The organism is uncultured Cardiobacterium sp., from assembly GCF_938028825.1.
Classification (GTDB): Bacteria; Pseudomonadota; Gammaproteobacteria; order Cardiobacteriales; family Cardiobacteriaceae; genus Cardiobacterium.
Map to the genome: position 1 here is coordinate 35,431 of NZ_CALIZP010000050.1, position 26,693 is coordinate 62,123.

Sequence of the window (26,693 nt, forward strand, 5' to 3'; positions counted from 1 at the left end):
TGATGAAGATAAGTGCCGTCAATCAGGACGGCTGTTTTCATGTGGATTCTCGCAGAGGAAAAAGACCTGCAGACTTGGCACATTCCAATGGTGGAGCAGTGCTTGACTGCAGGTCGGTGGTTTTGACTATTTTATTTTTTGGTACAGACTTCGTGGTTCCAGAGGCAGATGGAAACTGGGGTATCTTGAGGTGGTGTCCAGCCCTTGACGGCTGTGATGATCCAAACGTCATCTTTGTCCGGTTTGATGGTGGCGATAATCTCTTCACCGTCCACGCTGGTTTTGAGTTCACGGGCGCTGCTCAGCCAGCCGGATTTGCCGATGGTGATGGGCGTGTCCGAGTCGCAGATGAGTTTTCCGATACTAACCTCCACTTCGTTGCCCCTGCGCCATGAATAGAGGCGGATGCGGTTTTCGGCGATGTCTTTTGCGCCGGATGCGGCAATACTCGCCTGGCATCTGGCTTCGGCAACGGCGCTGTTGTGCGCCCGGACGCGTTGTTCGCAGCTGTCGAAGGCGCGCTGGATGGTGGCCGGGACGCGGTAAGCATCCGGGCAGGTATTGCCGCCGAGGGGACTGTCAGGGGAGGCGGCAATTTTGGCGTCAATGTCGCTCAATATGAGTTTGGCGATACGTTCACGGGCGGGCTCGAGCGCCGCTTCTGCTTTGGCGACAGCTTCGTCAGAGGCGTTATAGACATGTGGCAGCTGCAGCCAGTCCGCTTCGCGGGCAGCGGCAATGCTGTCGATTTTTTCGGCTTTGGCGACGGCTTGGTCCAGGGCGGCTTGTGCCATGCGCGCCGGGGCGATTTCCGCGCATTGCTGGACGAGGTCGCGCATGCCGGTTTGTTCGAAGAGTTCTTCGCAGAGTTTGTATGACGAGGTGTAATCTTGTTCCGCCAGCGCTTTGTCGATGATGGCGGGGATGTCGCCGCTGATTTTGTTTTTGATGGCTTCGCGTTTTTGCCCTAATGCGCCACCACTCATCAGGTCGATGTCGTCGTGTTCCAGTTTGTATTGTTCGCGCAGGGCTTTGTCGAGGAACAGTCCGCCGGTTTTGACGAGGGTGTCGTAGTTATCCGGCAGGGCAAGCATTTCCTTGATTTTCGGGATGACGGCCTGATAGGTGTCCGCTGCCTGGGTGATGGTCGGGAAGTTGTTGACGATCCAGTCGGCTCTGTCGCCCTGCTTGCAATTACGCAGCTGGTCGATGATTTCTTGCGCCATATTGCGGCTCCAGAAGGCAAATGGGATACCGGTAGCGATTTGCAGACGTTCGGGGGTATTGGCATCCCACCCGCTGAACATGTTGAGGCGGTCGCATAGCGCTTTTGTAGAACGGCGGGCCAGCATCGGATCGAGGCCGGTTATAGCCAGGCGGTAAGCAATAAGGGCGTTTTCGTATTTTTGTGCACCAGCAGAATTATCGTAGCGACGGAAAAGACCTCTGGGCCCCATGTCGGCATTGAGCAGCGGCTGCACGGTAGAGAGATAGTCTTTGCCATCGCCCGTGATAGGCATAGTGGCTACTTTTTGCCGGCGGTCGGTGAAGGCGCGCGTCCAGTAGTCGCTGCGTGCCTGGGAAAGCGCCTGCTTGGTGGCGGCCCGATCGAGTTCGGGCAGCATGTCCACCGGCGGCACAGCGATATCCGCCTCAGCGACGCTGCGCACACCTGTCGCATCGGTACCGGCAGTTTTCAGCAGGTCAAGCAGGGCTTGTGCTTCTTCTAGCGGCGCTTTTTTTGCGCTGAGGGTGAAGGGGGTGCAGTCTTCGTTAACTTTGCCGTTCCAGCCCAACCAGGTGGCTTTGTTGCCGTTGACGCGCAAGCCGGTGCCGCCGTCACGAAATTCACCGCCGTTTTTGCCCCATTCGGCTTCGCCTTTGAGATGGTAGTAACTGTCTTCTTCGACACGGTAATACCAAAGATCGATATTGGCAGGTTTACCCTCGCTGACGGCAAGGTTGAGGTATCCCGGTGATTTGCACTGGTACATGCCGCCGTAGTACTGAGTAGCAGCGAAGCTGGCTCCGCTGGTGAGCAGGGCGGCAGTGAGTAAGGTAACGCGTAATTGCATGGTGTTTTCCTCTCTGATTATTTAGCGGATTTCCTGCACCGCCCTGACTTTTTCTTCCCCCGCCTGCGAGGCGAGGGCGAGGGCGACGGCGTGGCCGCCGGCGATGGTCGTCTGGTAAAAGACTTTGTGCATCAGGGCTTCGCGGCGGATGGAGTAGCTGTCAGCGATGGCTTTTTTGCCAGCGGTGGTGTTGATGATCATGGCGATGTCGCCGTTGATGATGTGGTCAACGATGTGCGGGCGGCCTTGTGCGACTTTGTTGACTTGTTCGCAGGTGATGCCACGTTTGGCGAAGTGTTGTGCGGTGCCGCCGGTCGCGACGATGCGGAAGCCAGCGGCAATCAGCAGGCGGGCGACTTCGCAGGCTTTGTCTTTGTCTTCGTCTTTGACGGAGATGAAGACGGTGCCGCCCGGGGCGGGCAGGCGTTCACCCGCGCCGCGCATGGCTTTGTGGAAGGCTTCGGCGAAGGTGGCGCCAAGGCCCATGACTTCGCCGGTAGATTTCATTTCCGGGCCGAGGATGGGGTCAACGTTGTTGAATTTGGCAAAGGGGAAGACGGCTTCTTTGACGGCAAAGAGGGTCGGGCGGATGTCGCCCGTAATGCCTTGCGCAGCGAGGGTTTGCCCAGCCATGCAGCGGGCGGCGATTTTCGCGAGTGGCCGACCTGTCGCTTTGGAGACGAAGGGTACGGTGCGTGAGGCACGCGGGTTCACTTCGAGGATGTAGATGTCATCACCTTTCACCGCGAATTGGGCGTTCATCAGGCCGATAACGCCAAGGGCGCGGGCAAGCGCTTTGGCCTGGGTTTCGATGCGGGTGCAGATGTCCGGGGCGAGGCGGTAGGCGGGCAGGGAACAGGCGCTATCGCCGGAGTGTACGCCTGCTTCTTCGATGTGTTCCATCAGGCCACCGATAATGGTGGTTTCGCCGTCGCAGATGACGTCGATATCGACTTCGATGGCGTCATTGAGGAAGCGGTCGAGGAGGATGGGGGCATCCGGCGAGACGTGCAGCGCGTCTTTCATGTAATTGGCGAGATCGGCGTCGTTGTGGACGATGTCCATGGCGCGGCCACCCAAGACGTATGACGGGCGCACCACCAGTGGGTAGCCGATTTCCTGCGCTTTGGCAATGGCTTCTTCAGTGCTGCTTGCGGTGCGGTTCGGCGGTTGCAGGAGATGCAGTTCGTTGACGAGTTGCTGAAAGCGTTCGCGGTCTTCGGCGCGGTCAATGGCGTCCGGCGGGGTGCCGATGATGGGGATGCCTGCTACTTCGAGCGCGCGCGCCAGTTTAAGCGGGGTTTGCCCGCCGTATTGGACGATAACGCCATCCGGCTGTTCGATGCGGGCAATTTCCAGTACGTCTTCAAGGGTGAGCGGCTCGAAGTAAAGACGGTCGGCGGTGTCAAAGTCGGTGGAGACGGTTTCCGGGTTGCAGTTGACCATGATGGTTTCGATGCCGTCTGCGCGCAGGGCAAGGGCGGCGTGGACGCAGCAGTAGTCAAATTCGATGCCCTGGCCGATACGGTTCGGCCCGCCGCCCAAGATCATGATTTTGCGGTTGCCGCTCGGCGCCGCTTCGCAGAAGCGTTCGTAAGTGGAATAGAGGTAAGCGGTCTGGCTGGCGAACTCGGCAGCACAGGAATCGACGCGTTTATATACGGGGTGGATGCCGTGCCGCGCGCGCAGAGCGCGGATCTCGGCTTCCTTGCCATTGCCGCAGGCGGCGAGAAAAGCGTCGGAAAATCCGGCGCGTTTGTATGCGTAGAGCCGCTCGGCGTCATCCAGATAAGAGATACCCTGCTCACGCAGAGGCGTTTCCAGCGCGACCAGTTCGGCGATTTGCGCGAGGAACCACGGGTCAATCGCGCTTAACTGATACAACTCTGCCACGCTGTATCCCTGACGCAGCGCTTCAGCGACGTAAAACAGCCGCTTCGGCGTCGGCGTGGCAACTGCCTGCTCAATGTCATCCACCGCCGAGGGGCGATCCAGCCCACTGTGGCCATTTTCCAGGCCGCGCAGTGCCTTGTTCAGCGATTCTTTGAAGGTGCGGCCAATCGCCATCACCTCGCCGACGGAACGCATCTGCGTGTTCAGGCGGTTATCCGTCTGCTTGAACTTGGCAAAATCAAAACGCGGGATTTTGGTGACCACATAATCAATGGCAGGCTCGAACGAGGCCGGAGTGGCACCGCCGGTGATTTCATTTTTTAATTCATCCAGCGTATAGCCGACAGCAAGACGCGCCGCAACCGAAGCAATCGGGAAGCCCGTTGCTTTTGAGGCGAGTGCGGACGAACGCGATACACGCGGATTCATTTCAATGACAATGACGCGACCATCATGCGGATTGATGGCGAACTGCACATTCGAGCCGCCCGTTTCCACGCCAATCTTGCGCAAAATAGCGATGGAAGCATCCCGCAGCGCCTGATACTCCTTGTCCGTGAGCGTCTGTGCGGGCGCGACTGTAATCGAATCGCCGGTATGCACACCCATCGGATCCAGATTCTCAATCGCGCAGACGATAATGGCGTTATCCGCCTTATCGCGCACCACCTCCATCTCGAACTCCTTCCAGCCGAGCAGCGATTCCTCCAAAAGCACCTCGTGCGTCGGCGAAAGTTCCAGCCCGTGCGCGGTGATGCGCTCGAACTCGTCGCGGTTATAGGCAATGCCGCCGCCAGAACCGCCGAGGGTGAACGACGGGCGGACAATCACCGGAAAGCCCAATTCCGCCTGCGCCGCGCGCGCCTCGTCCATATCATGCACGGCAAACGACTTCGCACTTGCGAGACCAATCTCGCTCATCGCCTGCTTGAACAAATCGCGGTCCTCGGCGGTGCGGATGGCATCCACCGAAGCGCCAATCAACTCCACGCCATAGCGTGCGAGCACTCCATGTCCGGCCAAATCCAGCGCACAATTCAGTGCCGTCTGCCCGCCCATCGTCGGCAACAACGCATCGGGCCGCTCGCGCCCGATAATCCGCTCCACCGTTTGCCACTGAATCGGCTCGATATACGTCGCATCAGCCATCTCCGGGTCGGTCATAATCGTCGCCGGGTTCGAATTGACCAGAATCACGCGGAACCCCTCCTGCCGCAGCGCCTTGCACGCCTGCGCGCCGGAATAATCGAACTCGCAGGCCTGGCCGATGATGATGGGGCCGGCACCGATAATCATGATGGACTTCAAATCAGAACGTTTGGGCATGGGACACTCGCTTTACAGAAAAAATGACGGAAAACGGCGCAAATTTTCGCACAACGCACCCACAGGCGGGGAAAAACCGATACAGTAGCCGTCCCACAACACAAGAGGAACACCCATGCAAAAACTCGCCCTGACCCTGGCCATCGCCGCAGCCGCTCTCACCGGCTGCGAAGACAAAAAAGCGGCAGCCCCCGCCAAACCTGCCGCTGCCAGCACCCCTGCTGCTTCCGCCCCAGCAGCCGTACCCGCAGAAGCCACCCCGGCTGCCGCGCCTGCTGCAAGCCAGGCAGCATACAGCGGCACCTACAAAGGCGTCCTGCCCTGCGCAAGCTGCCCCGGCATCGACACCACGCTGGTCATCAACGACGACGGCAGCTACCAACTGACCACGCTGTTCCTCGAAGAAAAAGACGCCAAACCCGAAACCGTCAGCGGCAAATACCGCCTCAGCGGAGACAAAACCCTGCTGCGCCTCGACGAAGCGGGCAACGGCTACGTCTATTACCTCGGCGACGGCCTGCTGGAAATGCGCGACGACGACGGCACGACCGGCGGCCGCACGGAAGAAGAACAAGCGCCGTACCGCCTGAAAAAACAATAAACGGCGGAAAAACAAAAAGGCAGATGCAAGCATGCCCGAATGCTGCGAGGTTAATGGCCAAATTACTGAAAAAAGCTCGCTGTATAGCGGGCTTTAACCTAAGAAACCGACAATTCAAAAATCTTTCAAGACGCGTACCTTGTGTTCACATTTTTTTGCGACATCTTCTTTTGCCAGTTCTGCATTATTTTTTCCAGACTGTTTTTCAACACCTTCATAGTAGGCGGCGTATAGCTTTTTAACAGTCGCAATTTTGTCATTCGTGCTACCGGGGTCATCCAAGTTGATGCGACCGAGAGCAAAATCATCTAATGCACTTTGAATGAACAAGTAGCCCAACTGAGGGGTCATGCGATCGTCAAAACGTTGCCCCCCCATTTCCTCGGACAATTTATTCGCTAGTTTTTCCCCAAAATCGGGTGAGCTACTTTTTTCCACATAAAATTTGATGAAATCAACGCAAACGTCTGGTAGATCACCATCTTTCTTACCACATCCAAAAAGTACAAGAAAGGTTGCGATGAAAAAAATTTTTTTGTTCATGGATACTCCGTTGTTTTTACAAGTGCTGACCAAATGGTCGTGACGATAATAACAACCCACAAAGAACCCAACAATAGGAACGAACTGTTCTTGGCACCAATTATGCCGCCTGGCGGGTCCAGTATTTACGCTGCTTGGTGGACGCAGGACGGGCTTCATCCAGCCCGCCAAGCGGACGCAGCCTGTTTTTGCATTCTCGGTAAGCGCGGCACCCGGCGGGATAACGATGCGATTTCTGTTTTTTGAGACATTGCGCCGAGGAAATAATTTCTTCTGATGCCTGGACACCGTTAAGGCCCGAATAGTATTCACGAACGCTGTTTTATTTCCCGGGATTGGTTTTAGTGGTGGCTCACTACCCGCACGGCTTTGCGGATTTTGTCGATTTTGGCTTTGAGTGCGGGTTCGTGGTCGGCGAGCACGGTGATGTGCCCCATTTTCCGCCCAGGATGGGTTTCGGCTTTGCCGTACCAGTGGATGAAGGTTTCATCCAGCGCGAGGACTTCGTCCAGACCTTCGAGGACGGCGGGGCCGCTATGACCGTAGGCGCCGATGAGGTTCACCATTGCGGCGAGGCGGTACTGTTGTACGGAGGCGAGCGGCATGCCGGCGAGCAGGCGCCACATTTGTTCGAACTGGGAGTTGGCGCAGGCTTCGATGGTGAGGTGGCCGCTGTTGTGTACGCGCGGCGCGGTTTCGTTGATCCAGATGTCGCCGCTCTGGGTGACGAACATTTCCACGGCGTAGAGGCCCGCCGCGCCGAAGGCCTGCACGAGTTCAACGGCGAGCGCCTGGGCGCGTTTGCGGATGTCGGCGTTGAGGAAGGTCGGCATTTGTACGTAGTCCACGAGGTTGAGGACTTTGTCGAAGATCATTTCCACAACGGGGTAAACGACGGTTTTGCCGTCGTCATCAGCGGCGACGATGACGGCGATTTCGTGGGCGATGGGGCAGAGGGTTTCGATGACGGACGGCACATCGCGCAGTTTGGGCAGGTCTTCTTCGGTGACGATGACTTGCACGCCTTTGCCGTCGTAGCCGCCGGTGCGGGTTTTTTGTACGAAGGGCAGCGGGATGCGTTCGGGGTCGATGTCGGCGAGGCCGTCGGCGAGGTAGAACGGCGCGGTGGGCAGTTTGTGGTCGGCATAGAATTGTTTTTGCAGGCCTTTGTCCTGGATGATGCGCAGGACGCGCGGCGCGGGGATGACGCGTTTGCCCGCCGCTTCGAGGGCTTCGAGGGCCTCGACCGAGACGTGTTCGATTTCGATGCCGACGGCGGCGGCGTCTTTGGCGAAGTCGAGCACGGTTTGTTTGTCGTTGAAGTCGCCCTGTTTGAAGAGGCCGGTCAGGGCGGCACAGGGCGCGCGCGGGTCGGGGTCGAGGATGGCGACCGGCATGGGGTAGTCCGTCGCTTCTTGCAGGAACATTTTGCCGAGCTGGCCGCCGCCGAGGATGGCGAGTTTCATGGTTCTCTCCTTGTATCAGTCGCGTATGAGGGTGGCGTTTGCCACGTCTATAAGGCGGCTGGGTTTTCCCTCGCCGCCGGGGGCGCCTGCGATGACCGGCAGGGCGGGGAAGTAGTGTTGCACGTCCGCCGCGCTGCGCGCCGGTGGCGCACCGCTGGGGTTGGCGGAGGTGGAGATGAGCGGGCTGTCCGCCCAAAGGCAGAGTTGGCGGACGAGCGGGTGACGCGAGACGCGGATGGCGATGCGCCCCGTCGCTTCGTCGCACAAGCGGGTGGGAACGTGGGCGGTGGCGGGCAGGATGTAGGTGGTGGCGCGGCCTGCCGCCTGTGCTTCGAGCTGGCGGACAAGCGCCGGGGTGAGGCCGTCCACCCAGTCGGCGCATTGTTGCCACGAGGCGGCGACGAGCAGCATGCCCTGGCCGGGGCGGCGGCCGCCTTTCAGGCGCAGGATGTGTGCGAAGATGTCGGCATCAAGCGGGTCGCCGCCGAGTCCGTACACCGCTTCGGTCGGATAAGCGAACACCTGCCGCGTGTGCAGCAGGTGGAGGAAGGCGGTTTTCTCCGGCGCGAGCAGCATCAGTAGGTGCGGGTGATGGGGCAGTCGAGCAGTTGCGCCTGGTAGAGGGCGGCGCGGTCGGCAACTTTGTCGCTGATGGTCATCAGCCACGGTTTGGCGAGGAAGCTGCGGTTCTCAAAACCGCCCAGGCCTTCGTGATAGGCGAGATACTGGTTTTTCACGTCGTTCAAGTCCACGCCGTTACGGATGACGTTCTGGTTGGCATACCAGCCGATGAAATCCACCGCATCGTCGAAACGCTCGCGCGAGACGTTCTGCCGCCCGCGTTTCAGTTGGTACCACTCCCAGGTCGGCTGCTTCACCTGCGCGTAGCCGTACGCCTGCGAAGGGCTCATCGCCGTCGGGTTGAAGCGGGATTCCTGATGCATGAAGGCCAGCACATACCACGGCTCGATATGCCAGCGCAGCCGTGTCGCATCCAGCGCTTCCGCCCAGTGCGGGCGCTGCCCCAGCAGCACGCAGGCGTTGTCCATCGTGGCCGTCGCCGGTTGCGGCTCATTCTGATAACGCGGGTCGCGCGGCGCGAAATTGTCCCACGGGTCCTGCCCCATATCGGCACTCGCCGGTTGATGACGCGGCGGATGATGATGCTGCCGCTGATACGACGAACAGGCCGACAAAACCAGCACACCAAGAACACATAACAGCCCGTGCAAACGCATAAATGCCCCATATACCTGATAAAATGCCGCATTTTACACCGCCCTATGGCGAACCCAAAACCAGCACGAGGACATCATGAGCCAAACTCCGGAAGCCGCCAATTTCATCAAGAACATCATCGAAGAAGACCTGAAAAACGGCAAAAACGACGGCCGCGTCGTCACCCGTTTTCCCCCCGAACCCAACGGTTACCTGCACCTCGGCCACGTCAAATCCATCTGCCTCAACTTCGACATGGCGCAGCGCTTCGGTGGCTACTGCAACCTGCGCTACGACGACACCAACCCCGAAAAAGAAAACGAAGAATACATGGCGAGCATCCGGCGCGACGTGCACTGGCTCGGCTTCGACTGGAAATACCTCAACCACGCCAGCGACTACTTCCCGCAACTGCTGGATTACGCCTTCCGTCTCATCGACAAGGGGCTTGCCTATGTGGACAGCCAGAACGCCGACGAAATCCGCGAAAATCGCGGCACCCTGACCGAACCCGGCACAAACAGCCCCTACCGCGAGCGCAGTATCGCGGAAAACCGCGCCCTCTTTCAGGAAATGGCGGACGGCAGACACCCGGACGGCAGCCACGTCCTGCGTGCCAAAATCGACATGGCCTCGCCCAACATCAACCTGCGCGACCCGGTTATCTACCGCATCCGCCACGCCGCGCACTTCCACGCCGGCGATTCGTGGAAAGTCTATCCAATGTACGACTACACCCACTGCCTCTCCGACATGCTCGAAGGCATCACCCACAGCCTCTGCACCCTCGAATTCGAAGATCACCGCCCGCTCTACGACTGGGTGCTGGACGTCCTCGAAACCCCGTGCCACCCGCAGCAAATCGAATTCGCCCGCCTCTCGCTCGAATACACCGTCCTCTCCAAACGCCGCCTCATCCAGCTCGTGCAAGAAAAACACGTGAACGGCTGGGACGACCCGCGTATGCCCACCATTGCCGGCATGCGGCGGCGTGGCATTCCCGCCGGGGCGTTGCGCGACTTCTGCCGCAAAATCGGCATCAGCAAAGCTGACGGCACCATTGCCATTGACTACTTCGAAAGCACCATCCGCGACTACCTGAACGAACACGCCGCGCGCCGCATGATCGTCGTCCGCCCGCTCAAACTGACCCTCACCAGCTTGTCGGACGACCATGAAGAAACCTACCGGCTGCCGAACCACCCGCAGGACGAAACACAAGGCAGCCGCGCCGTACCGTTTGGCAACACCCTCTACATCGAACAGGACGACTTCGCCGAAGTACCGCCGAAAAAATGGAAGCGCCTCGCGCCCGGCCAGGCGGTGCGCCTGCGCGGCAGCTACGTCATCACCTGCGACGAAGTCATCAAAGACGTGGCGGGCAACATCATCGAGCTGCGCTGCCATCACGACCCCGCCACCCTCGGCAAAAACCCGGAAGGCTACAAGGCGAACGGCGTTATCCACTGGGTCAGCGCCCGCCACGCGCTTGACTGCGAAGTCCGCCACTACGAACGCCTCTTCACCCGCCCCGACCCGATGGCGGCGGAGAACTTCCTCGACACCATCAACCCGCACTCGCTCACCACCATCACCGGTGCAAAAACCGAACCGGCCGCAGCGGCGGAAGCGGGCACCGTGTACCAGTTTGAACGCCTCGGCTACTACGCCGTCGATCCGGACAGCACGGCGGACAGACCCGTTTTCAACCGCACCGTTGAACTGCGCGACGGCTTCAAATAACCGCAATCATGGCGACCGCAGCGCGCACCAGCTGCCATTTCCCGCTCAACCTCGCCGACCCGCGCACGCACGGCTGGGGCGGCGCCCGTCTTGATCCCTCGCACTTCACCGTCTGGCTGATCATCAACATGTTGGTGCTGTTCTTTCTGTACGACAAAAGCACCGGGCCGTTTTTTGCGCCTGTCGCAAAATGGTTGCTGCCGCTGTGGTTTGGTTGCGGAGCGTTCCTCTACCTGCGCCGCCTCGCCTATTACCGCCCACAGTTCCTGCCCAGGCCGCGCGTCGTCTGCGATCCGCGCGGCATCACCCTGCACGGCGCCTTTGGCCGCATCCGCCATCAATGGCGCTGGGCGGCGCTTGCCGATGTGCGCTATCAGCGCGGTATGCAGCGCGGCCTGCTGCTGGAACCACGGCAAGGCGTGCCGGTCTGCTACCGCAGCGGCCTGCTGGAACACGACGATTACGTTGACATCGTCGCCACGGCGCGGCCTTATCTGCGCGGCGCCGTGCCGCCGCAGCAGCCCGTCATCGTGCCGCCGGGGTTTGAACACTGCTGGTATGAACAGCGCAACGGCAGTTACAACCTCGCCTATTGGCTGCTGCTGATGCTTCTGTTGATACTGATACTCTTCACCCTGGATCTTCTCCCGAATTTGCTGAAAGAATGGGACACGCCACCACCGCCCTTTCTCACGGGCTGGTTCTGTTTCTTCCTGATTGCCGGCAGCGTCGTGCTCGGCCTGTCCTGGATTCTCGTCATCGTGCGGGAATACCGCGCCCTCACTGCCGCCATGCCGCTCCTGCTGCGCGCCGCCGATCGCGACGGCCTGCATTTTTACTACCGCAACGGCTGCATCCACAGCCTGGCGTGGCAGGACATCCGCGACATGCGGCGGGTGCATATCAGCGGCAATCATTCCCATGATGCCCTCGATTTGTACGACCGCCTCGGCCATTGCTACCGCATCGACAGTTTCCAGACCATTCAGGATCACGACTACGACCTCGTCCTGACGGAAACCCTGGACCTGTTCACCGCCATCCGCGCCGGCAAAGCGCTGCCGCCCCTGTCCGCGTCCGAAATCACGCACGTGCTGCTTGGCGAGCGCATCCTCTTCTGGATAAACACCCCGCTGGCCTGCTTCTTTATTTCTGCCGCTATTCAGAGAAGTCTGCATATGCAAACTCGGCTGACCGTGCAGTTTGACGTTCTCTTCCCATTTCTCTTCATCGCGCAGGGCGCACTGAACGTTATCGTGCCGCTGTTCAGCCTCTTCATCCGGGAAAAATTTCGCCGGAAATGAAGCGCGTAGCCGCGCCGCCCGGCGGCATTTCACGGGCGCGAGATGCGGCGAAGAAAGCAGAGACGTTGCAAATTGAAACGGCCATAAATCATGGCGGTGGGTATAGGTCCACCCTGTGCGGGAAACCGGCATTTACGCCATTTAGCGGATTTTGTCGTGATATGAAGAGCAGCGGTAAAAGCTCATGATGTTTTCTTCTTCGCGCGCGGGTGGTGGGCGTCGTAGTTTTTCATCAGGTACTGCGCGTCGAGATGGGTGTAGATTTGCGTGGTGGCGAGATTTTTGTGGCCGAGCATTTCCTGCACGGCGCGGATGTTGCCGGAGGATTGCAGGATGTGGGTGGCGAAGCTGTGCCGCAGCATGTGCGGGTGGATGTCGGTGTCGATTTTTTCGCGCGCATAGGCTTTGAGCCTGAGGGCGATGCCGCGTTCGCTAATGCGGCTGCCGTTTTTGTTGAGGAAGAGGGCGGTTTCTGCGGGATTTTTTTGCAACGTGCCGCGCACCGCGCGCCAGCGCGCCAGCGCTTCGCGCGCTTTGCTGCCGATGAAGACGAGGCGTTCGACGCCGCCTTTGCCACGGATGATGGTGTGGCCGTCGCGTTCGGGCAGGCCGGCATCGAGTGCGGCGAGTTCGGCGAGGCGCAGTCCCGCCGAGTAGAAGAGTTCGAGGATGGCGTGGTCGCGCAGTTTGAGCGGGTCGTCATCTGCGGGCGGGGCGAGAAGGGCGGTGATTTGTTCGGGGGTGAGGACACCCGGCAGCGGGCGGCGGTTTTTGCGCGGCAGTTTGAGGTGGGCGCTGGGGTCGTCGGGCAGGTCGCGGTGGCGGTGCAGCCAGCCGTAGTAGCCGCGCAGGGCGGCGCGATGCTGGTTCAGGGTGGCGGGGCTGTAGCCGCGTTCTTTGGTGAGGCGGCCGAGATAGGCTTTCAGGGTTTGCGCGTCCAGCACGCGCAGGTCTTCTTCCGGGAAGGCGGCGGCGAATTGGGCGAGCAGGCGGCGGTAGGTGGCGATGGTTTGCGCGGCGGCGGCGCGTTCATAGCGCAGGTAGGCGAGGTAGTCGTCGAGGTCGCTCATGCGAGTTCGCCGTGATAGACGGTGGCGGCGGGGCCGCTCATGGTGAGTTGGGCGGCGTCATCCGGCCAGGCGATGTGCAGCGTGCCGCGCGTGAGGCGGACGCTCACGTCGCGATCCAGCAGGCCGCGCCGGATGCCGACGGCGACGGCGGCGCAGGCACCGGTGCCGCAGGCCTGGGTTTCGCCCGCGCCGCGTTCGTACACGCGCAGGCGGATGTGGCGGCGGTCGTCGATTTGCATGAAGCCGGCGTTGACGGCGGCGGGGAAGAGGGGATGGGTTTGCAGCGCGGCACCGACGACGGCGACGGGCGCGGCGGCGATGTCATCCACGACGCAGACGGCATGCGGGTTGCCCATGCTGACGATGCCGAGTTGCAGGTCGTATCCGGCGGCATGAACGGGCTGATAGAGGCAGTCGCTTTGTGCGGCGGTGAACGGGGTGAAATCCGGCACGCCCATATCGACGCGGTAGTTATCGCCGCCGTCGTGGGCGATGGTGATGCTGCCGCGTTTGACGGCGACGCGGACGGGACGGTCGGGCGGGTGCAGGCCGTGGTCGTGCAGGTATTTGCCGAAGCAGCGCGCGCCGTTGCCGCAGTGTTCGACTTCGCCGCCGTCGGCGTTGAAGATGCGGTAGGCAAAATCGTGCGCGGCATCGGGCGCGGGTTCGATGATCAGCAGTTGATCGAAGCCGATGCCGCTGTGGCGATCGGCCAGCGCGGTGATTTGCCCGCGCGGCCAGTCGAAGGCTTCATGCCGGGCATCGAGGACGATGAAATCGTTGCCGAGGCCGTGCATTTTTGTGAAGCGGCGGATGCTCATCGGCTCATCACCAGGCGCAGCAGGGCGAGGATCAGGATGGCACCGAGGATGGAAGCGATGAAGCCCGCCGGTTGGCCGAGGCGGTACAGGCCGAGTTCGCGGCCGATCAGCCCGGCGGCGACGGCACCGGCAATGCCGAGGCCGGTGGTGAGCACGCAGCCGAGATTGTCGCGCCCCGGCATCAGCGCGCGGGCAATCAGGCCGATGATGAAGCCGATGGCAATCATGTACAGCAGGCTTTGGTTGAGGTGGATGGTCATGGTTTGTTGCTCCTGTGATACAAATCAGCGGGGCGCACTATAACCACAGCCCGCCGCGTGTGCCAAACCCGCCTGCCCGCCGCATCCGCCCCGCAGACCGCGCCAATAGCCAGTACAGGGGGCGCGCTATACAATGTTGCCGTCTGTCCATACAAGGAAAAAACATGCAAAACGACCTGCTGCTCCGCGTCCTCAGAGGCGAACCCGTCCCCCGCACCCCTGTCTGGATGATGCGCCAGGCGGGGCGTTACCTGCCCGAATACCGCGCCACGCGCGAACAGGCCGGCGATTTCATGACCCTGTGCCGGACGCCGGAACTCGCCTGCGCGGTAACGCTGCAACCGCTGGAACGCTTCCGCCTCGACGCCGCCATCCTCTTTTCCGACATCCTCACCATCCCCGACGCGATGGGCCTCGGCCTCAACTTCATCCCCGGCGAAGGCCCGACCTTCAACCACCCCATTGAAAGCGCCGCCGACGTCGCCGCGCTCGGCACACCCGACATGGAAAGCGACCTTGGCTATGTCATGGATGCCGTGCGCCTCATCCGCCGCGAACTGGACGGCCGCGCACCGCTCATCGGCTTCAGCGGCAGCCCGTGGACACTCGCCACCTACATGATCGAAGGCGGGACGAGCCGCGACTTCACCCGCGCCAAAGCCATGCTCTACCGCGAACCGCGCACCCTGCACCAACTACTCGACAAACTCGCCACCGCCGTCAGCGCCTACCTCACTGCGCAAATCGAGGCGGGCGCGCAGGCGGTGATGCTGTTCGACACCTGGGGCGGCATCCTCGCCTGGCCGGCGTATCGCGACTACTCGCTCGCCTACATGCAGCGCATCATCACCGCCATCGGCGGCAAAGCGCCGCTCATCCTCTTCACCAAAGGCGGCGGGCAATGGCTGCCGATGATGAAGGACAGCGGCGCGGCGGCCATCGGCCTCGACTGGACGGCATCATTAGGCGCTGCCCGCGCCATCCTCGGCGAACACACCGCGCTGCAAGGCAACCTCGACCCCGCCATCCTGCGCGCCGACCCCACCGTCATCGAAAACGAAGTGCGCCGCGTGCTCGCCGACTACGGCTACGGCCACCGCCACATCTTCAACCTCGGCCACGGCATCACCCCGGACATCCCGCCGGAACACGCCGCCGCCATGATCGAAGCCGTGCACAAATACAGCCCGCCGTATCACAAATAACTGCCCCATGAACCGCCCCGGCATCCTCCTCACCACCGCCCTTGCCCCGCTCATCTGGGGCAGCACCTACCTTGTCACCACCGAGTTTCTGCCGCCGCACCGCCCCCTCACCGCCGCGCTCCTCCGCGTCCTGCCCGCCGGACTTCTGCTGCTGGCCTGGACACGCGAACTGCCCGCGCCGCGCGATTGGGGGAAAGTCCTCCTGCTCGGCATCCTCAACATCGGCCTGTTCCAGGCCATGCTGTTCATCGCCGCCTACCGCCTGCCTGGCGGGCTCGCCTCCGTCCTCAGCTCCACACAAATCCTGATGGTGCTGCTCCTCACCCGTCTCATCGGCAAAACCACGCCGCCGCGCGCCGCCTGGCTGTGGGCGGCGGCAGGCATCGCGGGCATCGCCCTGCTGGTGCTGTCGCCACAGGCGCATTACGACCCCCTCGGTATCACCGCCGCGCTGACCGGTGCAGCGGCCATGGCGCTCGGCATGTACCTCGCCAAATACTGGCGCATCAGCCTGAGCCTCCCCGCCTTCACCGGCTGGCAACTGCTGTTCGGCGGCCTCTGCCTGCTGCCCGTCACCCTGTTGACTGAACGCGCCCCCGATACCCTGACCATCGCCAACATCGGCGGCTACCTCTACCTTTGTTTGTGCGGCGCGGTGCTGTCCTACATCCTCTTCTTCCGGGGCATCAGCAAACTGTCGCCAGCGGTGGTGTCCTCGCTGGGACTCTTGAGCCCCGTCAGCGCCTTCCTCCTCGGCTGGCTCTTCCTCGGACAAAGCATGGACGGCAAATCCCTCTGCGGCTTCGCGCTGGTGCTGGCCTCCATCTTCGGCGTGCAACAGGCGATGGGCAAACAGCCGGCCGCCGCCGGGCGGGACACCCCCGGCCTTAACCGGACCCTTACGAGAAACATGATTACCTACATCGATCCCGAAGCGCGTTACAGCGACGCCACCATCCACCACGGCATCATCTACCTCGGCGGGCAGGTGCCCGAAGATGCGAAAGCCGACGCCGACGCGCAGACCCGCAGCGTGCTCGCGCAAATCGACGCCCTTTTGGCGCGGCTGGGCAGCGACAAGGCGCACATTCTGGAAGCCGCCATCTACCTCGCCGATTTTGCCGACTACGACGCCATGAACCGCGTTTGGGACGCCTGGACCGCGCCCGGCCGCGCCCCGGCCCGCATCTGCGTGCAGGCGGCGCTGGCCGACCCGCGCTGGAAGGTGGAAATCCGCCTGACGGCGGCGGTCAGCGGCTGAACAGGTTATAGTCGTTTCAAACAGGAATGAGACAAGGCGGCGAGCCGAAGACAGTACTAGTACGGCGCGGGTCCCATAAAAATCGCGCAGCGATTTTTATGGGACCCGGTCAGACTCGCCCTGCTGGCGCTGGTCGTCATCGCCGCCTTTGTCCTGCGCCTGTTCTTCGACCGCTGTGCCGCGCCGCTGCGCATCGGGATTGACCGCGACACCATCCGCATCACCCGCCATCGTTATTGGCGCCTGCGCCCGCAGACGCGCGACTATCCGCTGCGCCTTTTCAGTGGCGTCGGCAGCTATGTCCGTGCCGACGCCTTTGGCAACGCGGCGCTGTTCACCGTGCTTTTGCCGCAGTTGCCCGGGCAACCGTCGCTGCGTCTCGGCCACCATCTGCTGTCGCTGCGCGAGGAGCCGTCGGACCTGACTGCCGCCCGGCTGCTGCGTGATGACACCTACCGCTGCCTCATCTTCACGCCGCCGGTTGCCGCGCTGCTCTTCCTCGTCGTCCCCATCGCCGCCGCGCTTCTCCTCGTGTGGCAACTCGTGCCGCCCGCCCTGCGTGCGTTGCGCAGCGGGCAATATCCGCCGCCCGGCGGGAAAACGCTGGTCCGCACCCGCATCCGCCATGGTCGCGCCGCCCGTGTTTCGCTGTGGCTGGAACTGGTGCTGATCCCGCTGTGGGGGCTGCTCCTGCTGGCGGGCAGTCTGCCCGTTCTCTATCAGGCGGCAGGCAAGCCCTGTTCCGCCGCCGGTCAAACGCCGCCGTAAGCGGCGTGCCTATGCGCCCGCCGCGAGGCGGAAGAAACCGGCGATGTAGTCCACTTCGCGCTCGTCTTCGCGCACGCCGAGGTAGATGTGCTTGAAGATGCCCGCGTCGCCGAGGCGCAGGCAGGCCAGCGGCATGTGCGCCGCCTGTTCGTCAATCAGCCAGCGCGGCAGGGCGGTCACGCCGCGTCCCGCCGCCACCATTTGCAGGAGGATTTCCGTGGTTTCGATGGTTTTGTGCGCCGCCACGCCCCGGTTGGCGGGCAGGAGGAAGGCCTGGTAGATGTCGAGGCGTTCGGTCGGCACCGGGTAGGTGATCAGGGTTTCTTTTTCGAGGTCTGCCGGCCGGGCGATGCTCTGCCGCGCCAGCGGGTGGTCACGCGCCACCACCAGCACCTGTTCGTAGTCGAAGACGGGGGTGAAAACGAGGCGTTCGCCGAAGACGGGGTCGGGGGTGATCAGGATGTCGATTTCGTAGGCATAAAGCGCGGCGACGCCCTTGAACTGGAACTGCTGCTTCACGTCCACATCCACGCGCGGCCAGGCGGCGAGATAGGGGGCGACGACGCGCAGCAGCCATTGATAGCAGGGGTGGCATTCCATGCCGATGCGCAGCAAGCCCTGTCCGCCCGCCGCGTAGTGGCGCAACTGGTTTTCGGCGTGCTCGAAGCGCGGCAGCAGGCTTTCGGCGAGATGGTAGAGCAGCCGCCCCGCCTGGGTGAGGCGCAGACTGCGCCCTTCTTTTACCCACAGCGGCGTGCCGGCCTGTTCTTCCAGTTTGCGTGCGGCGTGGCTGAGGGCGGATTGGGAGAGGAAAAGGGCGTCGGCGGCGCGGGTCAGGGTGCCGTGGGCGACGACGGCGCGAATCAGCGCGAGATGTGAGCGTTCCAGCATGGAGGGTTGTCCGCAAGAAAAAGCCGCATCATGAATGAAATTCATAAGGTAATGCAAACAAGCCATTTCCCTTCATCTTTCCCGGTCGTTATAGTGCCGCCTTCCTTTTCATCCAAACGGAGCATTTATGACAACCATCCACAATCTCGGCTTCCCGCGCATCGGCGCCAAACGCGAGCTGAAATTCGCCCTCGAAGCCTACTGGAAAGGCGAAAGCACTGCCGCTGAATTGCAAGAGGTGGCAAAAGCCCTGCGCGCGCGCCACTGGCAGAATCAGGCCGGTTTTGACCATGTGCCGGTCGGCGATTTCACCCTGTATGACCACATCCTCGATATGAGCGTCACCCTCGGCAATCTGCCGAAACGCGCTTATGAAGGCGGTGGCGACGAGCTCGATGCCTTCTTCCGTACCGCGCGCGGCCGCAGCCCCATTGACAAGGGCGCTGGCGTGGCCGCTGGCGAGATGACCAAGTGGTTCAACAGCAACTACCACTACATCGTTCCCGAATTCGACAAGGACACCCAGTTCAAACTCAATCCGCAGCGTTTGCTTGATCAAATCAAGGAAGCGCAAGCGCTCGGCGTGAAAGGCGTCAAACCCGTCATCGTCGGCCCCGTCACTTACCTCTGGCTCGGCAAGAGCAAGGATGATTCCAACCGACTCGACCTGCTCGAACGTCTGCTGCCCGTCTATAAACAACTGCTGAACGAACTGGCGCAAGCGGGGGCAGAATGGGTGCAGGTGGATGAACCCGCACTGGTTACTACCCTGGATCAGGATTGGCGTCACGCGGTCAAGACCGCTTATCACGAGCTGAACCGCACCGTGCCGAAAATCCTGCTCACCACATATTTCGGCGACTTCGGCGACAACCTCAACCTCTTGCACGACCTGCCCGTAGATGGCGTCCACCTCGACACCATCAACGCCGCTGCCGAAATCAACAAGCTCGTTGACCTCTTGCCGGCGACCAAAGTCATCTCGCTCGGCGTGGTCGATGGCCGCAACATCTGGAAGGCCGATCTCAACCGCCTGCTCGACACCCTCGAACCCATCCGCGAGCGCCTCGGTGAGCGTCTCTGGCTGGCGCCGAGCAGCTCGCTGCTGCACGTCCCCGTCGATCTTGCCCAGGAAGACACGCTCGATACCGAAATCAAGAACTGGCTGGCGTTCGCCCTGCAAAAACTCGACGAACTGCGTGTGCTGAAAAAAGCGCTCGATAGCGGCCGCGCCAGCGTCAAGGCCGAACTGGACGCCAACGCCGCCGCCCTTGCCGCCCGCCGCGCCTCCACCCGCGTGCACAACCAGGCGGTGAAAGCGCGCGTCAAAGCCGTCACCCCGGACATGGGCAACCGCAAATCTCCCTACGCCGTGCGCGCGCCGCAGCAACACGCCGCCATCAAGCAGCCGCTTTTCCCGACCACCACCATCGGCTCCTTCCCGCAAACCGCCGAAATCCGCAAATCGCGCAGCGATTTCCGCAAAGGCGTCATCAGCGAAGCGCAATACATCGAAGACATGAAAGCGGACATCCGCCAATGCGTGCAAATCCAGGAAGAACTTGACATCGACATCCTCGTCCACGGCGAAGCCGAGCGCAACGACATGGTCGAATACTTCGGCGAACAGCTCGACGGCTACATCTTCACCCGCTTCGCCTGGGTGCAGTCCTTCGGCTCGCGCTGCGTCAAGCCGCCGGTCATCTACGGCGACATCTCCCGCCCGAAACCGATGACCGTCTTCTGGTCGCAATACGCACAATCGCTGACCAAACGCCCGATGAAAGCGATGCTCACCGGCCCCGTGACCATCCTCAACTGGTCCTTCGTCCGCGACGACCAGCCGAGATCCGAAACCTGCCTGCAAATCGCGCTCGCCATCCGCGACGAAGTGCTCGACCTCGAAAAAGCCGGCCTCGGCGTCATCCAGATTGACGAACCCGCGCTGCGCGAAGGCCTGCCGCTGAAAAAAGACCAATGGCAAACCTATCTGGACTGGACCGTCTTCGCCTTCCGCGTCTGCGCCAACGGCGTTACAGACCGCACCCAGGTGCACACCCACATGTGTTACAGCGAATTTAACGACATCATCCAGTCCATCGCCGACCTGGATGCCGACGTCATCACCATCGAAACCTCGCGTTCCGACATGGAACTGCTCAAAGCCTTCGACGACTTCAAATACCCGAACGAAATCGGCCCCGGCGTGTACGACATCCACTCGCCAAACGTGCCCAGCGTCGAAAGCATGGTGGATCTGATGGACAAAGCCATCACCCGCATCCCGAAAGAACGCCTCTGGGTCAACCCGGACTGCGGCCTGAAAACCCGCGCCTGGCCGGAAACCAAAGCGGCACTCGCCAACATGGTCGAAGCGGCGAAAATCCTGCGTAAAAAATACGCCTGATAAAGCGTGTATAAATAGAGCGGTGCTTCGGCACCGCTTTTCACATCCATCACAAGAGGAAATCCCCATGCAACACCGCAATCTTCTCACTGCCGCCATCACCCTGAGCCTGCTCACCGCCTGTGGTGGTGGGGGCGATGATAACAGCACAACCCTTGACCCGCGCCCCACCTCGCTGAACAGCAGCGGCAACACGCCGACCGCGCAAATCCCGTCGTCCGGTACCGTGCGCAACGACGACAAAAAATCCTATGAAAGCTTCGATTTCAACGTGGTTGACCTCGGTTATGGCAAACCGAAAATCACCATCCTGCCGCCGGGTAAAGTACAGGGCGCGGACAAAACCCGCCTGCTCACCCTGACCGATGGCCCCTACAAAAGAATTATCGGTAACAACCTGAGCAAAGCCAGCTACGGGCTGATTGATACGACCAGCTACGACAACAAATACCGAACCTTCTATCAAGGTGCCCGCGCCGATCTCACCTCTTCAGCTTCCTTTTTCGGCATGATGCTTGATGGGGTTACGCCCTTACAAGGCAGCGCGCATTACAAAGGCCTCGCTGTGCAATATTCGGATAGAGATGGCATCGAAGAAGGAACCTCGACTTTCGATGCGAATTTTCAGGATAGGAGACTGTCCGGTCGCATCAACGTCGGGCAGCGGGAAATCACGATTGGTTCAATGCTCATAAGCAATACTTTCTCCGGCTTCGGGAAGGACGCAGGTAAAAGCGATGGCCTCCTCAGCTTCGAAGGCGCTTTTTTCGGTAAAGATGCTTCTGAAATTGCGGGGACTTACCAAAAAGCGAGCCTTGATGATGGCTATATCGGAGCCTTTGGCGCTCAAAGACAATAGCAGCGACAATTTTGTAGACAACAAGGCGGGCTGTAAGCCCGCCTTGTTGCTTCTCTGTACTGCCGGCATGATTGTGAATCTCTCTGTGTTTTCCACACGAAACCCCGCGCTGTTAATACCAAATCCACGACGTTAGCGTTAAAATACGGTTAGTTTCTCCACCACTGATGAGGTAATTCCATGAATATCAAGACAATAAAATTTGCTTCCTTCACTGATCAACGCCCCGGCACATCCGGGTTGCGCAAGACGGTGCCGCATTTTCAGCAGCCGCATTACACCGAGAGTTTCATCCAGTCCATTTTTACCTCGCTGGGCGGCGTTGCGGGCAAGACGATGGTACTCGGCGGCGACGGGCGTTATTACGGCGCGGAAGTGACCGCCATTGTCCTGAAAATGGCGGTGGCACAGGGCGCGAAGCTGGTGCTGGTCGGTGAGAACGGCCTGTTGTCCACACCTGCCGCTTCGCACGTCATCCGCCATTATCACGCCGATTTCGGCATTATTTTGTCCGCCAGCCACAATCCGGGCGGCAAGGACGGCGATTTCGGCATCAAGTTCAATCTCGCCGCCGGGCAGCCCGCGCCGGAGCATGCCACGGAAGCGGCTTATGCGGTATCGAAGTCGCTCACGGAATACACGATTGCCGATGTCGAGTTGCCGTCACTCGCCACACCGGGCAGTTACCGCCTGGGCGACACGGAAATCCGCGTCATCAGCAGCACCGCCGATTATGCCGACCTGATGGAATCGCTCTTCGATTTTCCCGCCATCAAGGCACACATCGCCAAGCATCCGTTTGTGTTTGACGCGATGCATGCTGCGACCGGCCCGTATGCGATTGAGGTGTTCGGCAAACGCCTCGGCCTGCCGCAGCAATTCTTGCTAAATACCAAGCCGTTGCCCGATTTCGGCGGCGGCCATCCCGACCCCTCGCCCGCGCATATTGATGCATTGAAGGCGGCGATTGCCGCCAATCCGGCAGTGGTGATGGGCGCAGCCAGCGATGGCGACGGCGACCGCAACCTGATTACCGGGCGCAAGCATTTTGTGAACCCCTGCGACAGCCTCGCGGTGATTGCCGACAATCATCAATTCATCCCCTGCCTGCGCGCGCTGAAAGGCGTCGGGCGTACGATGCCGACCAGCCGTGCGGTCGATGCGGTCTGCGCCGCGCGCGGGTTGAACTGTTATGAAACGCCGACTGGCTGGAAGTATTTCGCCAACCTGCTTGATGCCGACCTGATTCACCTCTGCGGCGAAGAAAGTTTCGGCACCGGCGGCAACCATATTCGCGAGAAGGACGGCATCTGGGCAGTACTGTGCTGGCTCAACCTGCAAGCGGCGACGGGCAAGACACCGGATGAGATTATCGAGGCGCACTGGAAAAAATACGGCCGCCACATTTTCAACCGCTTCGATTACACCGGCCTTGACAAGGCCACCGCCGACGAAATGCTCAAACATTTCGAGGGACAATTCGCGAAACTGCGCGGGCAGACGGTGAGCGGTCTCGTCATCACCGACGCGCAGCAGTTCAATTACGTGGACCCGACCAACGGCGAAAGCAGCCCCGGTCAGGGTCTGCAACTGCAATTCGGCACCCAGGCGCGCGTTGTCTGCCGTCTCTCCGGCACCGACAGCCGGGGCACCACCCTGCGCATGTACGTCGAATACTGGCAGGAAAATGTGGACGCCCCGCCTGCGCTCGCCGGCACGACGGCGACGCTCGCCACCATGGCACAAGGCATGTTGAACCTCGAACACTACTTTGGCCGCAGCCAGCCCGACAACATCGTTTAAGGTAAAGGACATGACAAACATGAGCACATTGCACGAAAAACTGAAATCCCACAAAGACACCATCCAGAGCAAAACCCTGAGCGAATGGTTCGCCGCCGAGCCAAACCGCGTCCGGGACTGGACGCTGCACCATGCGGGCATCTACCTTGACCTCTCGAAAAACCACATCAACGCGCAGACCAAGGCACTGTGGCAGCAATGGGTGGACAGCGCCGGCGTCGCCGAAGGCATCGCCGCCATCACCAGGGGCGACAACGTCAACACCGGCGAACACCGCCCGGCGCTGCATCACCGCCTGCGCGCTCCTGCCGATGCGCCTTTCGTCGTCAACGGCGAAGACGTCAGCCCGCATATCCGCGACGTGCGCGCGCGCATGAAAGCCATCGCCGAGCGTGTGCGCAGCGGCGAGTGGAAAGGGTTTGACGGCCAGGCGATAACGGACGTCATCCACATCGGCATTGGCGGTTCCGAACTCGGCCCGCGCCTGCTCTGCACCGCCTTCAAACACCTCGCCGATGACCGCATCCACATCCATTTCCTCGCCACACCCGATCCCGTCAAAATCAGCGAACTCAAACGCCGCTTGAACCCCGCCACCACCCTGCTGATTGCCGCTTCCAAGAGCTTTGGCACCGAAGAAACCCTCACCAACGCGGGCTACATGCGCGAATGGCTGCGCGCGGCAGGCGGGACAAAAGCGGACGAACAGATGATTGCCCTCTCGGCGAACGTCGAAAAAGCCGCCGCCTTCGGCATCGCCGCCGAACGTGTCCTGCCCTTCTGGGACTGGGTTGGCGGGCGCTTCTCGCTGTGGTCGGCCATCAGCCTGCCGTTTATCCTGCAAAACGGCTACGACGCCTACGAAAACCTGCTTGCCGGTGCGCATGAAATGGACAAACACTTCCAGAGCGCGCCGCTGATGGCAAATATGCCGGTGTGGCTGGCGACGCTCGAAGCGTGGTACAACCACTACTACAACTGGAACAACCGCGCCGTCATCACCTACTGCAACCCGATGGAGCCCTTCCCGCAATACCTGCAACAGCTCGATATGGAAAGCCTCGGCAAACGCGCCAACCGCGCCGGCAAACCGCTGACCAAACCGAGCGGTATCATCGTTTGGGGCGGCACCGGTACCGAAGCGCAACATGCCTTCTTCCAGCTCATCCACCAGGGGCAGCGCCATATCCCCATTGACTTCGTCACCGTCAAAACCCCGCCGAAAGGCTACGAAGACGCACAACGCATCATCCACGGCCACTGCACCGCACAAGCCGAGGCGCTGATGCGCGGGCGTGACGAAAGCGACCTGCAAAACATCCCGGTAGACGAACGCTACCAGCGCACCTGTCCGGGCAACCGCCCCAGCACCACCATCATCCTTGACGAACTGACCCCGGCAAACCTCGGTGCGTTCATCGCCTTGTACGAACACAAAGTGACCGTGCAGGCCATCCTCTACGACGTCAACGCCTACGACCAGTGGGGCGTCGAACTCGGCAAAGTGCTGGCGAAAGGCACCGAAGCGAGCCTTGCGGGCAAAACCGGCGCACATGATCCCTCCACCACTGCCATCATCGACTACCTCAAAAGCTGATGAACCGCATTGAGAAAGCCCCCGCAAGGGGGCTTTTTTGCCATGCACCCGCTGCCGACCGGCATCAGCGGGATTAGAGAAGCATTCGCAGCAATTTTTACAAAAGCGTATTACCTTGTAATACAAGCCGATTATTGCCAAATATTTTGTATCAATCAATGACTTGAAAATAAACCAATTTGTCATAATTTTATAAAAAAACTATAATATCTCAGTCCAAACGGAGAACAGGGAAATGGCAACCGTTTGTAATCATTTCATTTTCATGTAACTTAGGAGTAAATCATGCTAACCAAAACAGAAAATCGCCCCGCTGCCTGGGTCAACTTCATCGCCGGGGACTGGGAAAACAGCGTCAACGTGCGCGACTTCATCCAGAAGAACTACACCCCGTATGAAGGCAACGGCAGCTTCCTTGCCCCCGCCACGCCTGCCACCACCAAACTGTGGGACAGCGTGATGGAAGGGGTGAAAGAAGAAAACCGCACCAAAGCCCCGCTGAAAATTGACGCCGACATTGTTTCCGGCATCACCAGCCATGCACCGGGCTACATTGACAAAAACCTGGAAGTCATCGTTGGTCTGCAAACCGATGAACCGCTGAAACGCGCCATCATGCCCTACGGCGGCATCAAAATGGTCATGGATTCTTGCAGAATCTATGAAACCCCGCTCAATGAGCAGGTCAAGAAAGCCTTCACGGAATACCGCAAAACCCACAACCAGGGCGTATTCGACGTATATACCCCGGACATCCGCCGCTGCCGCAAATCCGGCGTGCTGACCGGTCTGCCGGACGCTTATGGCCGTGGCCGCATCATTGGTGACTACCGCCGTGTCGCCCTTTACGGTATCGACTTCCTGATGGCCGACAAAGTCAAACAGTTCAATTCCTTCCAGGCCGACCTCGAAGCAGGCAAAGACCTTGAAGAAACCATCCGCCGTCGCGAAGAAATCGCCGAACAGCACCGCGCCCTCGGCCAGATGAAAGAAATGGCCGCCGCTTACGGTTACGACATTTCCGGTCCGGCCACCAACGCCAAAGAAGCCGTGCAGTGGACCTACTTTGGCTACCTCGCCGCCGTCAAATCGCAAAACGGTGCTGCGATGAGCTTTGGCCGTGTTTCCACCTTCCTTGACATCTACATCGAACGTGATCTGAAAAACGGCACCATCACCGAAAGCGAAGCGCAAGAAATGATTGACCACCTCGTCATGAAACTGCGCATGGTCCGCTTCCTGCGTACCCCGGAATATGATCAGCTCTTCTCCGGCGACCCGATTTGGGCAACCGAATCCATCGGCGGCATGGGTCTTGATGGTCGCACCCTCGTCACCAAGAACAGCTTCCGCTTCCTGCACACCCTTTACAACATGGGGCCGTCGCCGGAACCGAACATGACCATCCTCTGGTCCGAACAGCTGCCGGTCGGCTTCAAACACTTCTGCGCGAAAGTTTCCATCGATACCTCCTCCGTGCAGTACGAAAACGACGACCTGATGCGTCCAGACTTCAACAGCGACGATTACGCCATCGCCTGCTGCGTCAGCCCGATGGTGGTCGGCAAACAAATGCAGTTCT

22 protein-coding genes and 1 pseudogene are annotated in these 26,693 nt (G+C 60.6%); 12 read left to right on the forward strand and 11 right to left on the reverse strand.

From position 1 onward, the window contains the following. Positions 1 to 131: 131 nt before the first annotated feature. Together Q0562_RS08010 and carB are read right to left on the reverse strand one after the other, a co-directional pair. Positions 132 to 2,075, reverse strand: a complete 1,944-nt coding sequence (locus tag Q0562_RS08010; RefSeq protein WP_298643309.1) for a hypothetical protein — start codon at positions 2,073 to 2,075, stop codon at positions 132 to 134. A 21-nt stretch (positions 2,076 to 2,096) separates the two neighbouring features. Then, positions 2,097 to 5,294 (reverse strand): carbamoyl-phosphate synthase large subunit, encoded by a 3,198-nt coding sequence (gene carB / locus Q0562_RS08015; protein ID WP_298643311.1) that lies wholly within the window; start codon positions 5,292 to 5,294, stop codon positions 2,097 to 2,099. A gap of 115 nt (positions 5,295 to 5,409) precedes the next feature. Here carB and Q0562_RS08020 point away from each other — a divergent pair, with 115 nt between their 5' ends. Beyond that, positions 5,410 to 5,895: a copper resistance protein NlpE gene (locus Q0562_RS08020; protein WP_298643313.1), complete on the forward strand. Its 486-nt coding sequence runs from the start codon at positions 5,410 to 5,412 to the stop codon at positions 5,893 to 5,895. 114 nt (positions 5,896 to 6,009) lie between these two features. On the opposite strand, the gene Q0562_RS08025 is transcribed toward Q0562_RS08020, so the two are convergent. The 4 genes from Q0562_RS08025 to Q0562_RS08040 form a co-directional block, all read right to left on the reverse strand. Next, positions 6,010 to 6,438, reverse strand: a complete 429-nt coding sequence (locus Q0562_RS08025) for a hypothetical protein (RefSeq protein ID WP_298643314.1) — start codon at positions 6,436 to 6,438, stop codon at positions 6,010 to 6,012. 341 nt (positions 6,439 to 6,779) lie between these two features. Continuing rightward, on the reverse strand, positions 6,780 to 7,904 hold the full coding sequence (locus Q0562_RS08030; RefSeq protein WP_298643316.1) for a 5-(carboxyamino)imidazole ribonucleotide synthase: 1,125 nt from the start codon (positions 7,902 to 7,904) through the stop codon (positions 6,780 to 6,782). A 15-nt stretch (positions 7,905 to 7,919) separates the two neighbouring features. Then, positions 7,920 to 8,480, reverse strand: a complete 561-nt coding sequence (locus tag Q0562_RS08035) for a Sua5/YciO/YrdC/YwlC family protein (RefSeq protein ID WP_298643317.1) — start codon at positions 8,478 to 8,480, stop codon at positions 7,920 to 7,922. Continuing rightward, a complete protein-coding gene (locus Q0562_RS08040) occupies positions 8,480 to 9,142 on the reverse strand; it encodes a transglycosylase SLT domain-containing protein (protein ID WP_298643319.1) in 663 nt (220 codons plus the stop codon). Before Q0562_RS08040 ends, Q0562_RS08035 begins: the two co-directional genes overlap by 1 nt. Positions 9,143 to 9,218: 76 nt before the next feature. Between Q0562_RS08040 and Q0562_RS08045 the strand changes: the two genes are divergently transcribed. Further along, the gene (locus tag Q0562_RS08045) at positions 9,219 to 10,865 is read left to right on the forward strand and encodes a glutamine--tRNA ligase/YqeY domain fusion protein (RefSeq protein WP_298643321.1); all 1,647 of its coding nucleotides are present in this window, start codon (positions 9,219 to 9,221) and stop codon (positions 10,863 to 10,865) included. A gap of 8 nt (positions 10,866 to 10,873) precedes the next feature. Next, complete coding sequence (locus Q0562_RS08050; RefSeq protein ID WP_298643323.1) at positions 10,874 to 12,169, forward strand: PH domain-containing protein; 1,296 nt, start codon at positions 10,874 to 10,876, stop codon at positions 12,167 to 12,169. 182 nt (positions 12,170 to 12,351) lie between these two features. On the opposite strand, the gene Q0562_RS08055 is transcribed toward Q0562_RS08050, so the two are convergent. From Q0562_RS08055 to Q0562_RS08065, 3 genes are read right to left on the reverse strand one after another with little or no spacing between them, the layout of a single operon-like run. After that, positions 12,352 to 13,239, reverse strand: a complete 888-nt coding sequence (locus tag Q0562_RS08055) for a tyrosine recombinase XerC (RefSeq protein WP_298643325.1) — start codon at positions 13,237 to 13,239, stop codon at positions 12,352 to 12,354. Then, entirely contained in the window at positions 13,236 to 14,060 is an 825-nt protein-coding gene (gene dapF / locus Q0562_RS08060; RefSeq protein WP_298643327.1) for a diaminopimelate epimerase, read from the reverse strand. Before dapF ends, Q0562_RS08055 begins: the two co-directional genes overlap by 4 nt. Next, positions 14,057 to 14,320, reverse strand: coding sequence for a GlsB/YeaQ/YmgE family stress response membrane protein (locus Q0562_RS08065; RefSeq protein ID WP_298643329.1), 264 nt, complete (start codon positions 14,318 to 14,320; stop codon positions 14,057 to 14,059). Before Q0562_RS08065 ends, dapF begins: the two co-directional genes overlap by 4 nt. 164 nt (positions 14,321 to 14,484) lie before the next feature. On the opposite strand from Q0562_RS08065, the gene hemE reads away from it, so the two are divergent. The 3 genes and pseudogenes from hemE (at position 14,485) to Q0562_RS13775 (ending at position 16,786) form a co-directional block, all read left to right on the forward strand. Next, on the forward strand, positions 14,485 to 15,525 hold the full coding sequence (gene hemE, locus Q0562_RS08070; protein WP_298643331.1) for a uroporphyrinogen decarboxylase: 1,041 nt from the start codon (positions 14,485 to 14,487) through the stop codon (positions 15,523 to 15,525). A 7-nt stretch (positions 15,526 to 15,532) separates the two neighbouring features. After that, positions 15,533 to 16,381, forward strand: a pseudogene (locus tag Q0562_RS08075) (EamA family transporter); the annotation flags it as partial. A 54-nt stretch (positions 16,382 to 16,435) separates the two neighbouring features. Continuing rightward, positions 16,436 to 16,786 (forward strand): RidA family protein, encoded by a 351-nt coding sequence (locus tag Q0562_RS13775; RefSeq protein WP_366144736.1) that lies wholly within the window; start codon positions 16,436 to 16,438, stop codon positions 16,784 to 16,786. Positions 16,787 to 16,882: 96 nt separating this feature from the next. On the opposite strand, the gene Q0562_RS08080 is transcribed toward Q0562_RS13775, so the two are convergent. Next, positions 16,883 to 17,152, reverse strand: coding sequence for a hypothetical protein (locus tag Q0562_RS08080; RefSeq protein WP_298643335.1), 270 nt, complete (start codon positions 17,150 to 17,152; stop codon positions 16,883 to 16,885). Here Q0562_RS08080 and Q0562_RS08085 point away from each other — a divergent pair. Next, positions 17,141 to 17,554 (forward strand): hypothetical protein, encoded by a 414-nt coding sequence (locus Q0562_RS08085; RefSeq protein WP_298643337.1) that lies wholly within the window; start codon positions 17,141 to 17,143, stop codon positions 17,552 to 17,554. The two genes, Q0562_RS08080 and Q0562_RS08085, sit on opposite strands and share 12 nt — an antisense overlap. A gap of 9 nt (positions 17,555 to 17,563) precedes the next feature. Here Q0562_RS08085 and Q0562_RS08090 read toward each other — a convergent pair whose 3' ends face one another. After that, positions 17,564 to 18,445 (reverse strand): LysR family transcriptional regulator, encoded by an 882-nt coding sequence (locus tag Q0562_RS08090; protein WP_298643339.1) that lies wholly within the window; start codon positions 18,443 to 18,445, stop codon positions 17,564 to 17,566. A 127-nt stretch (positions 18,446 to 18,572) separates the two neighbouring features. Here Q0562_RS08090 and metE point away from each other — a divergent pair, with 127 nt between their 5' ends. From metE to Q0562_RS08115, 5 genes are all read left to right on the forward strand, one after another. After that, the gene (gene metE, locus Q0562_RS08095) at positions 18,573 to 20,852 is read left to right on the forward strand and encodes a 5-methyltetrahydropteroyltriglutamate--homocysteine S-methyltransferase (protein WP_298643341.1); all 2,280 of its coding nucleotides are present in this window, start codon (positions 18,573 to 18,575) and stop codon (positions 20,850 to 20,852) included. A 67-nt stretch (positions 20,853 to 20,919) separates the two neighbouring features. Next, complete coding sequence (locus Q0562_RS08100) at positions 20,920 to 21,711, forward strand: transferrin-binding protein-like solute binding protein (protein ID WP_298643342.1); 792 nt, start codon at positions 20,920 to 20,922, stop codon at positions 21,709 to 21,711. Between the two features lie 180 nt (positions 21,712 to 21,891). Then, positions 21,892 to 23,514, forward strand: a complete 1,623-nt coding sequence (locus tag Q0562_RS08105) for an alpha-D-glucose phosphate-specific phosphoglucomutase (RefSeq protein WP_298643344.1) — start codon at positions 21,892 to 21,894, stop codon at positions 23,512 to 23,514. 19 nt (positions 23,515 to 23,533) lie between these two features. Beyond that, positions 23,534 to 25,111: a glucose-6-phosphate isomerase gene (gene pgi, locus Q0562_RS08110; RefSeq protein ID WP_298643345.1), complete on the forward strand. Its 1,578-nt coding sequence runs from the start codon at positions 23,534 to 23,536 to the stop codon at positions 25,109 to 25,111. Positions 25,112 to 25,396: 285 nt separating this feature from the next. After that, the coding region (locus Q0562_RS08115; protein ID WP_298643347.1) for a pyruvate formate lyase family protein at positions 25,397 to 26,693 on the forward strand (1,297 nt) is incomplete at its 3' end.

What these genes read in the sequence shown, in the direction of transcription:
- Q0562_RS08040 (WP_298643319.1), bottom strand. Translation starts at nt 9,142, where the DNA reads ATGCGTTTGCACGGGCTGTTATGTGTTCTTGGTGTGCTGGTTTTGTCG.
- Q0562_RS08055 (WP_298643325.1), bottom strand. Translation starts at nt 13,239, where the DNA reads ATGAGCGACCTCGACGACTACCTCGCCTACCTGCGCTATGAACGCGCC.
- Q0562_RS08030 (WP_298643316.1), bottom strand. Translation starts at nt 7,904, where the DNA reads ATGAAACTCGCCATCCTCGGCGGCGGCCAGCTCGGCAAAATGTTCCTG.
- Q0562_RS08090 (WP_298643339.1), bottom strand. Translation starts at nt 18,445, where the DNA reads ATGCTGGAACGCTCACATCTCGCGCTGATTCGCGCCGTCGTCGCCCAC.
- dapF (WP_298643327.1), bottom strand. Translation starts at nt 14,060, where the DNA reads ATGAGCATCCGCCGCTTCACAAAAATGCACGGCCTCGGCAACGATTTC.
- Q0562_RS08065 (WP_298643329.1), bottom strand. Translation starts at nt 14,320, where the DNA reads ATGACCATCCACCTCAACCAAAGCCTGCTGTACATGATTGCCATCGGC.
- metE (WP_298643341.1), top strand. Translation starts at nt 18,573, where the DNA reads ATGACAACCATCCACAATCTCGGCTTCCCGCGCATCGGCGCCAAACGC.
- Q0562_RS08010 (WP_298643309.1), bottom strand. Translation starts at nt 2,075, where the DNA reads ATGCAATTACGCGTTACCTTACTCACTGCCGCCCTGCTCACCAGCGGA.
- hemE (WP_298643331.1), top strand. Translation starts at nt 14,485, where the DNA reads ATGCAAAACGACCTGCTGCTCCGCGTCCTCAGAGGCGAACCCGTCCCC.
- Q0562_RS08025 (WP_298643314.1), bottom strand. Translation starts at nt 6,438, where the DNA reads ATGAACAAAAAAATTTTTTTCATCGCAACCTTTCTTGTACTTTTTGGA.
- carB (WP_298643311.1), bottom strand. Translation starts at nt 5,294, where the DNA reads ATGCCCAAACGTTCTGATTTGAAGTCCATCATGATTATCGGTGCCGGC.
- Q0562_RS08105 (WP_298643344.1), top strand. Translation starts at nt 21,892, where the DNA reads ATGAATATCAAGACAATAAAATTTGCTTCCTTCACTGATCAACGCCCC.
- Q0562_RS13775 (WP_366144736.1), top strand. Translation starts at nt 16,436, where the DNA reads ATGATTACCTACATCGATCCCGAAGCGCGTTACAGCGACGCCACCATC.
- Q0562_RS08100 (WP_298643342.1), top strand. Translation starts at nt 20,920, where the DNA reads ATGCAACACCGCAATCTTCTCACTGCCGCCATCACCCTGAGCCTGCTC.
- Q0562_RS08045 (WP_298643321.1), top strand. Translation starts at nt 9,219, where the DNA reads ATGAGCCAAACTCCGGAAGCCGCCAATTTCATCAAGAACATCATCGAA.
- pgi (WP_298643345.1), top strand. Translation starts at nt 23,534, where the DNA reads ATGAGCACATTGCACGAAAAACTGAAATCCCACAAAGACACCATCCAG.
- Q0562_RS08050 (WP_298643323.1), top strand. Translation starts at nt 10,874, where the DNA reads ATGGCGACCGCAGCGCGCACCAGCTGCCATTTCCCGCTCAACCTCGCC.
- Q0562_RS08035 (WP_298643317.1), bottom strand. Translation starts at nt 8,480, where the DNA reads ATGCTGCTCGCGCCGGAGAAAACCGCCTTCCTCCACCTGCTGCACACG.
- Q0562_RS08020 (WP_298643313.1), top strand. Translation starts at nt 5,410, where the DNA reads ATGCAAAAACTCGCCCTGACCCTGGCCATCGCCGCAGCCGCTCTCACC.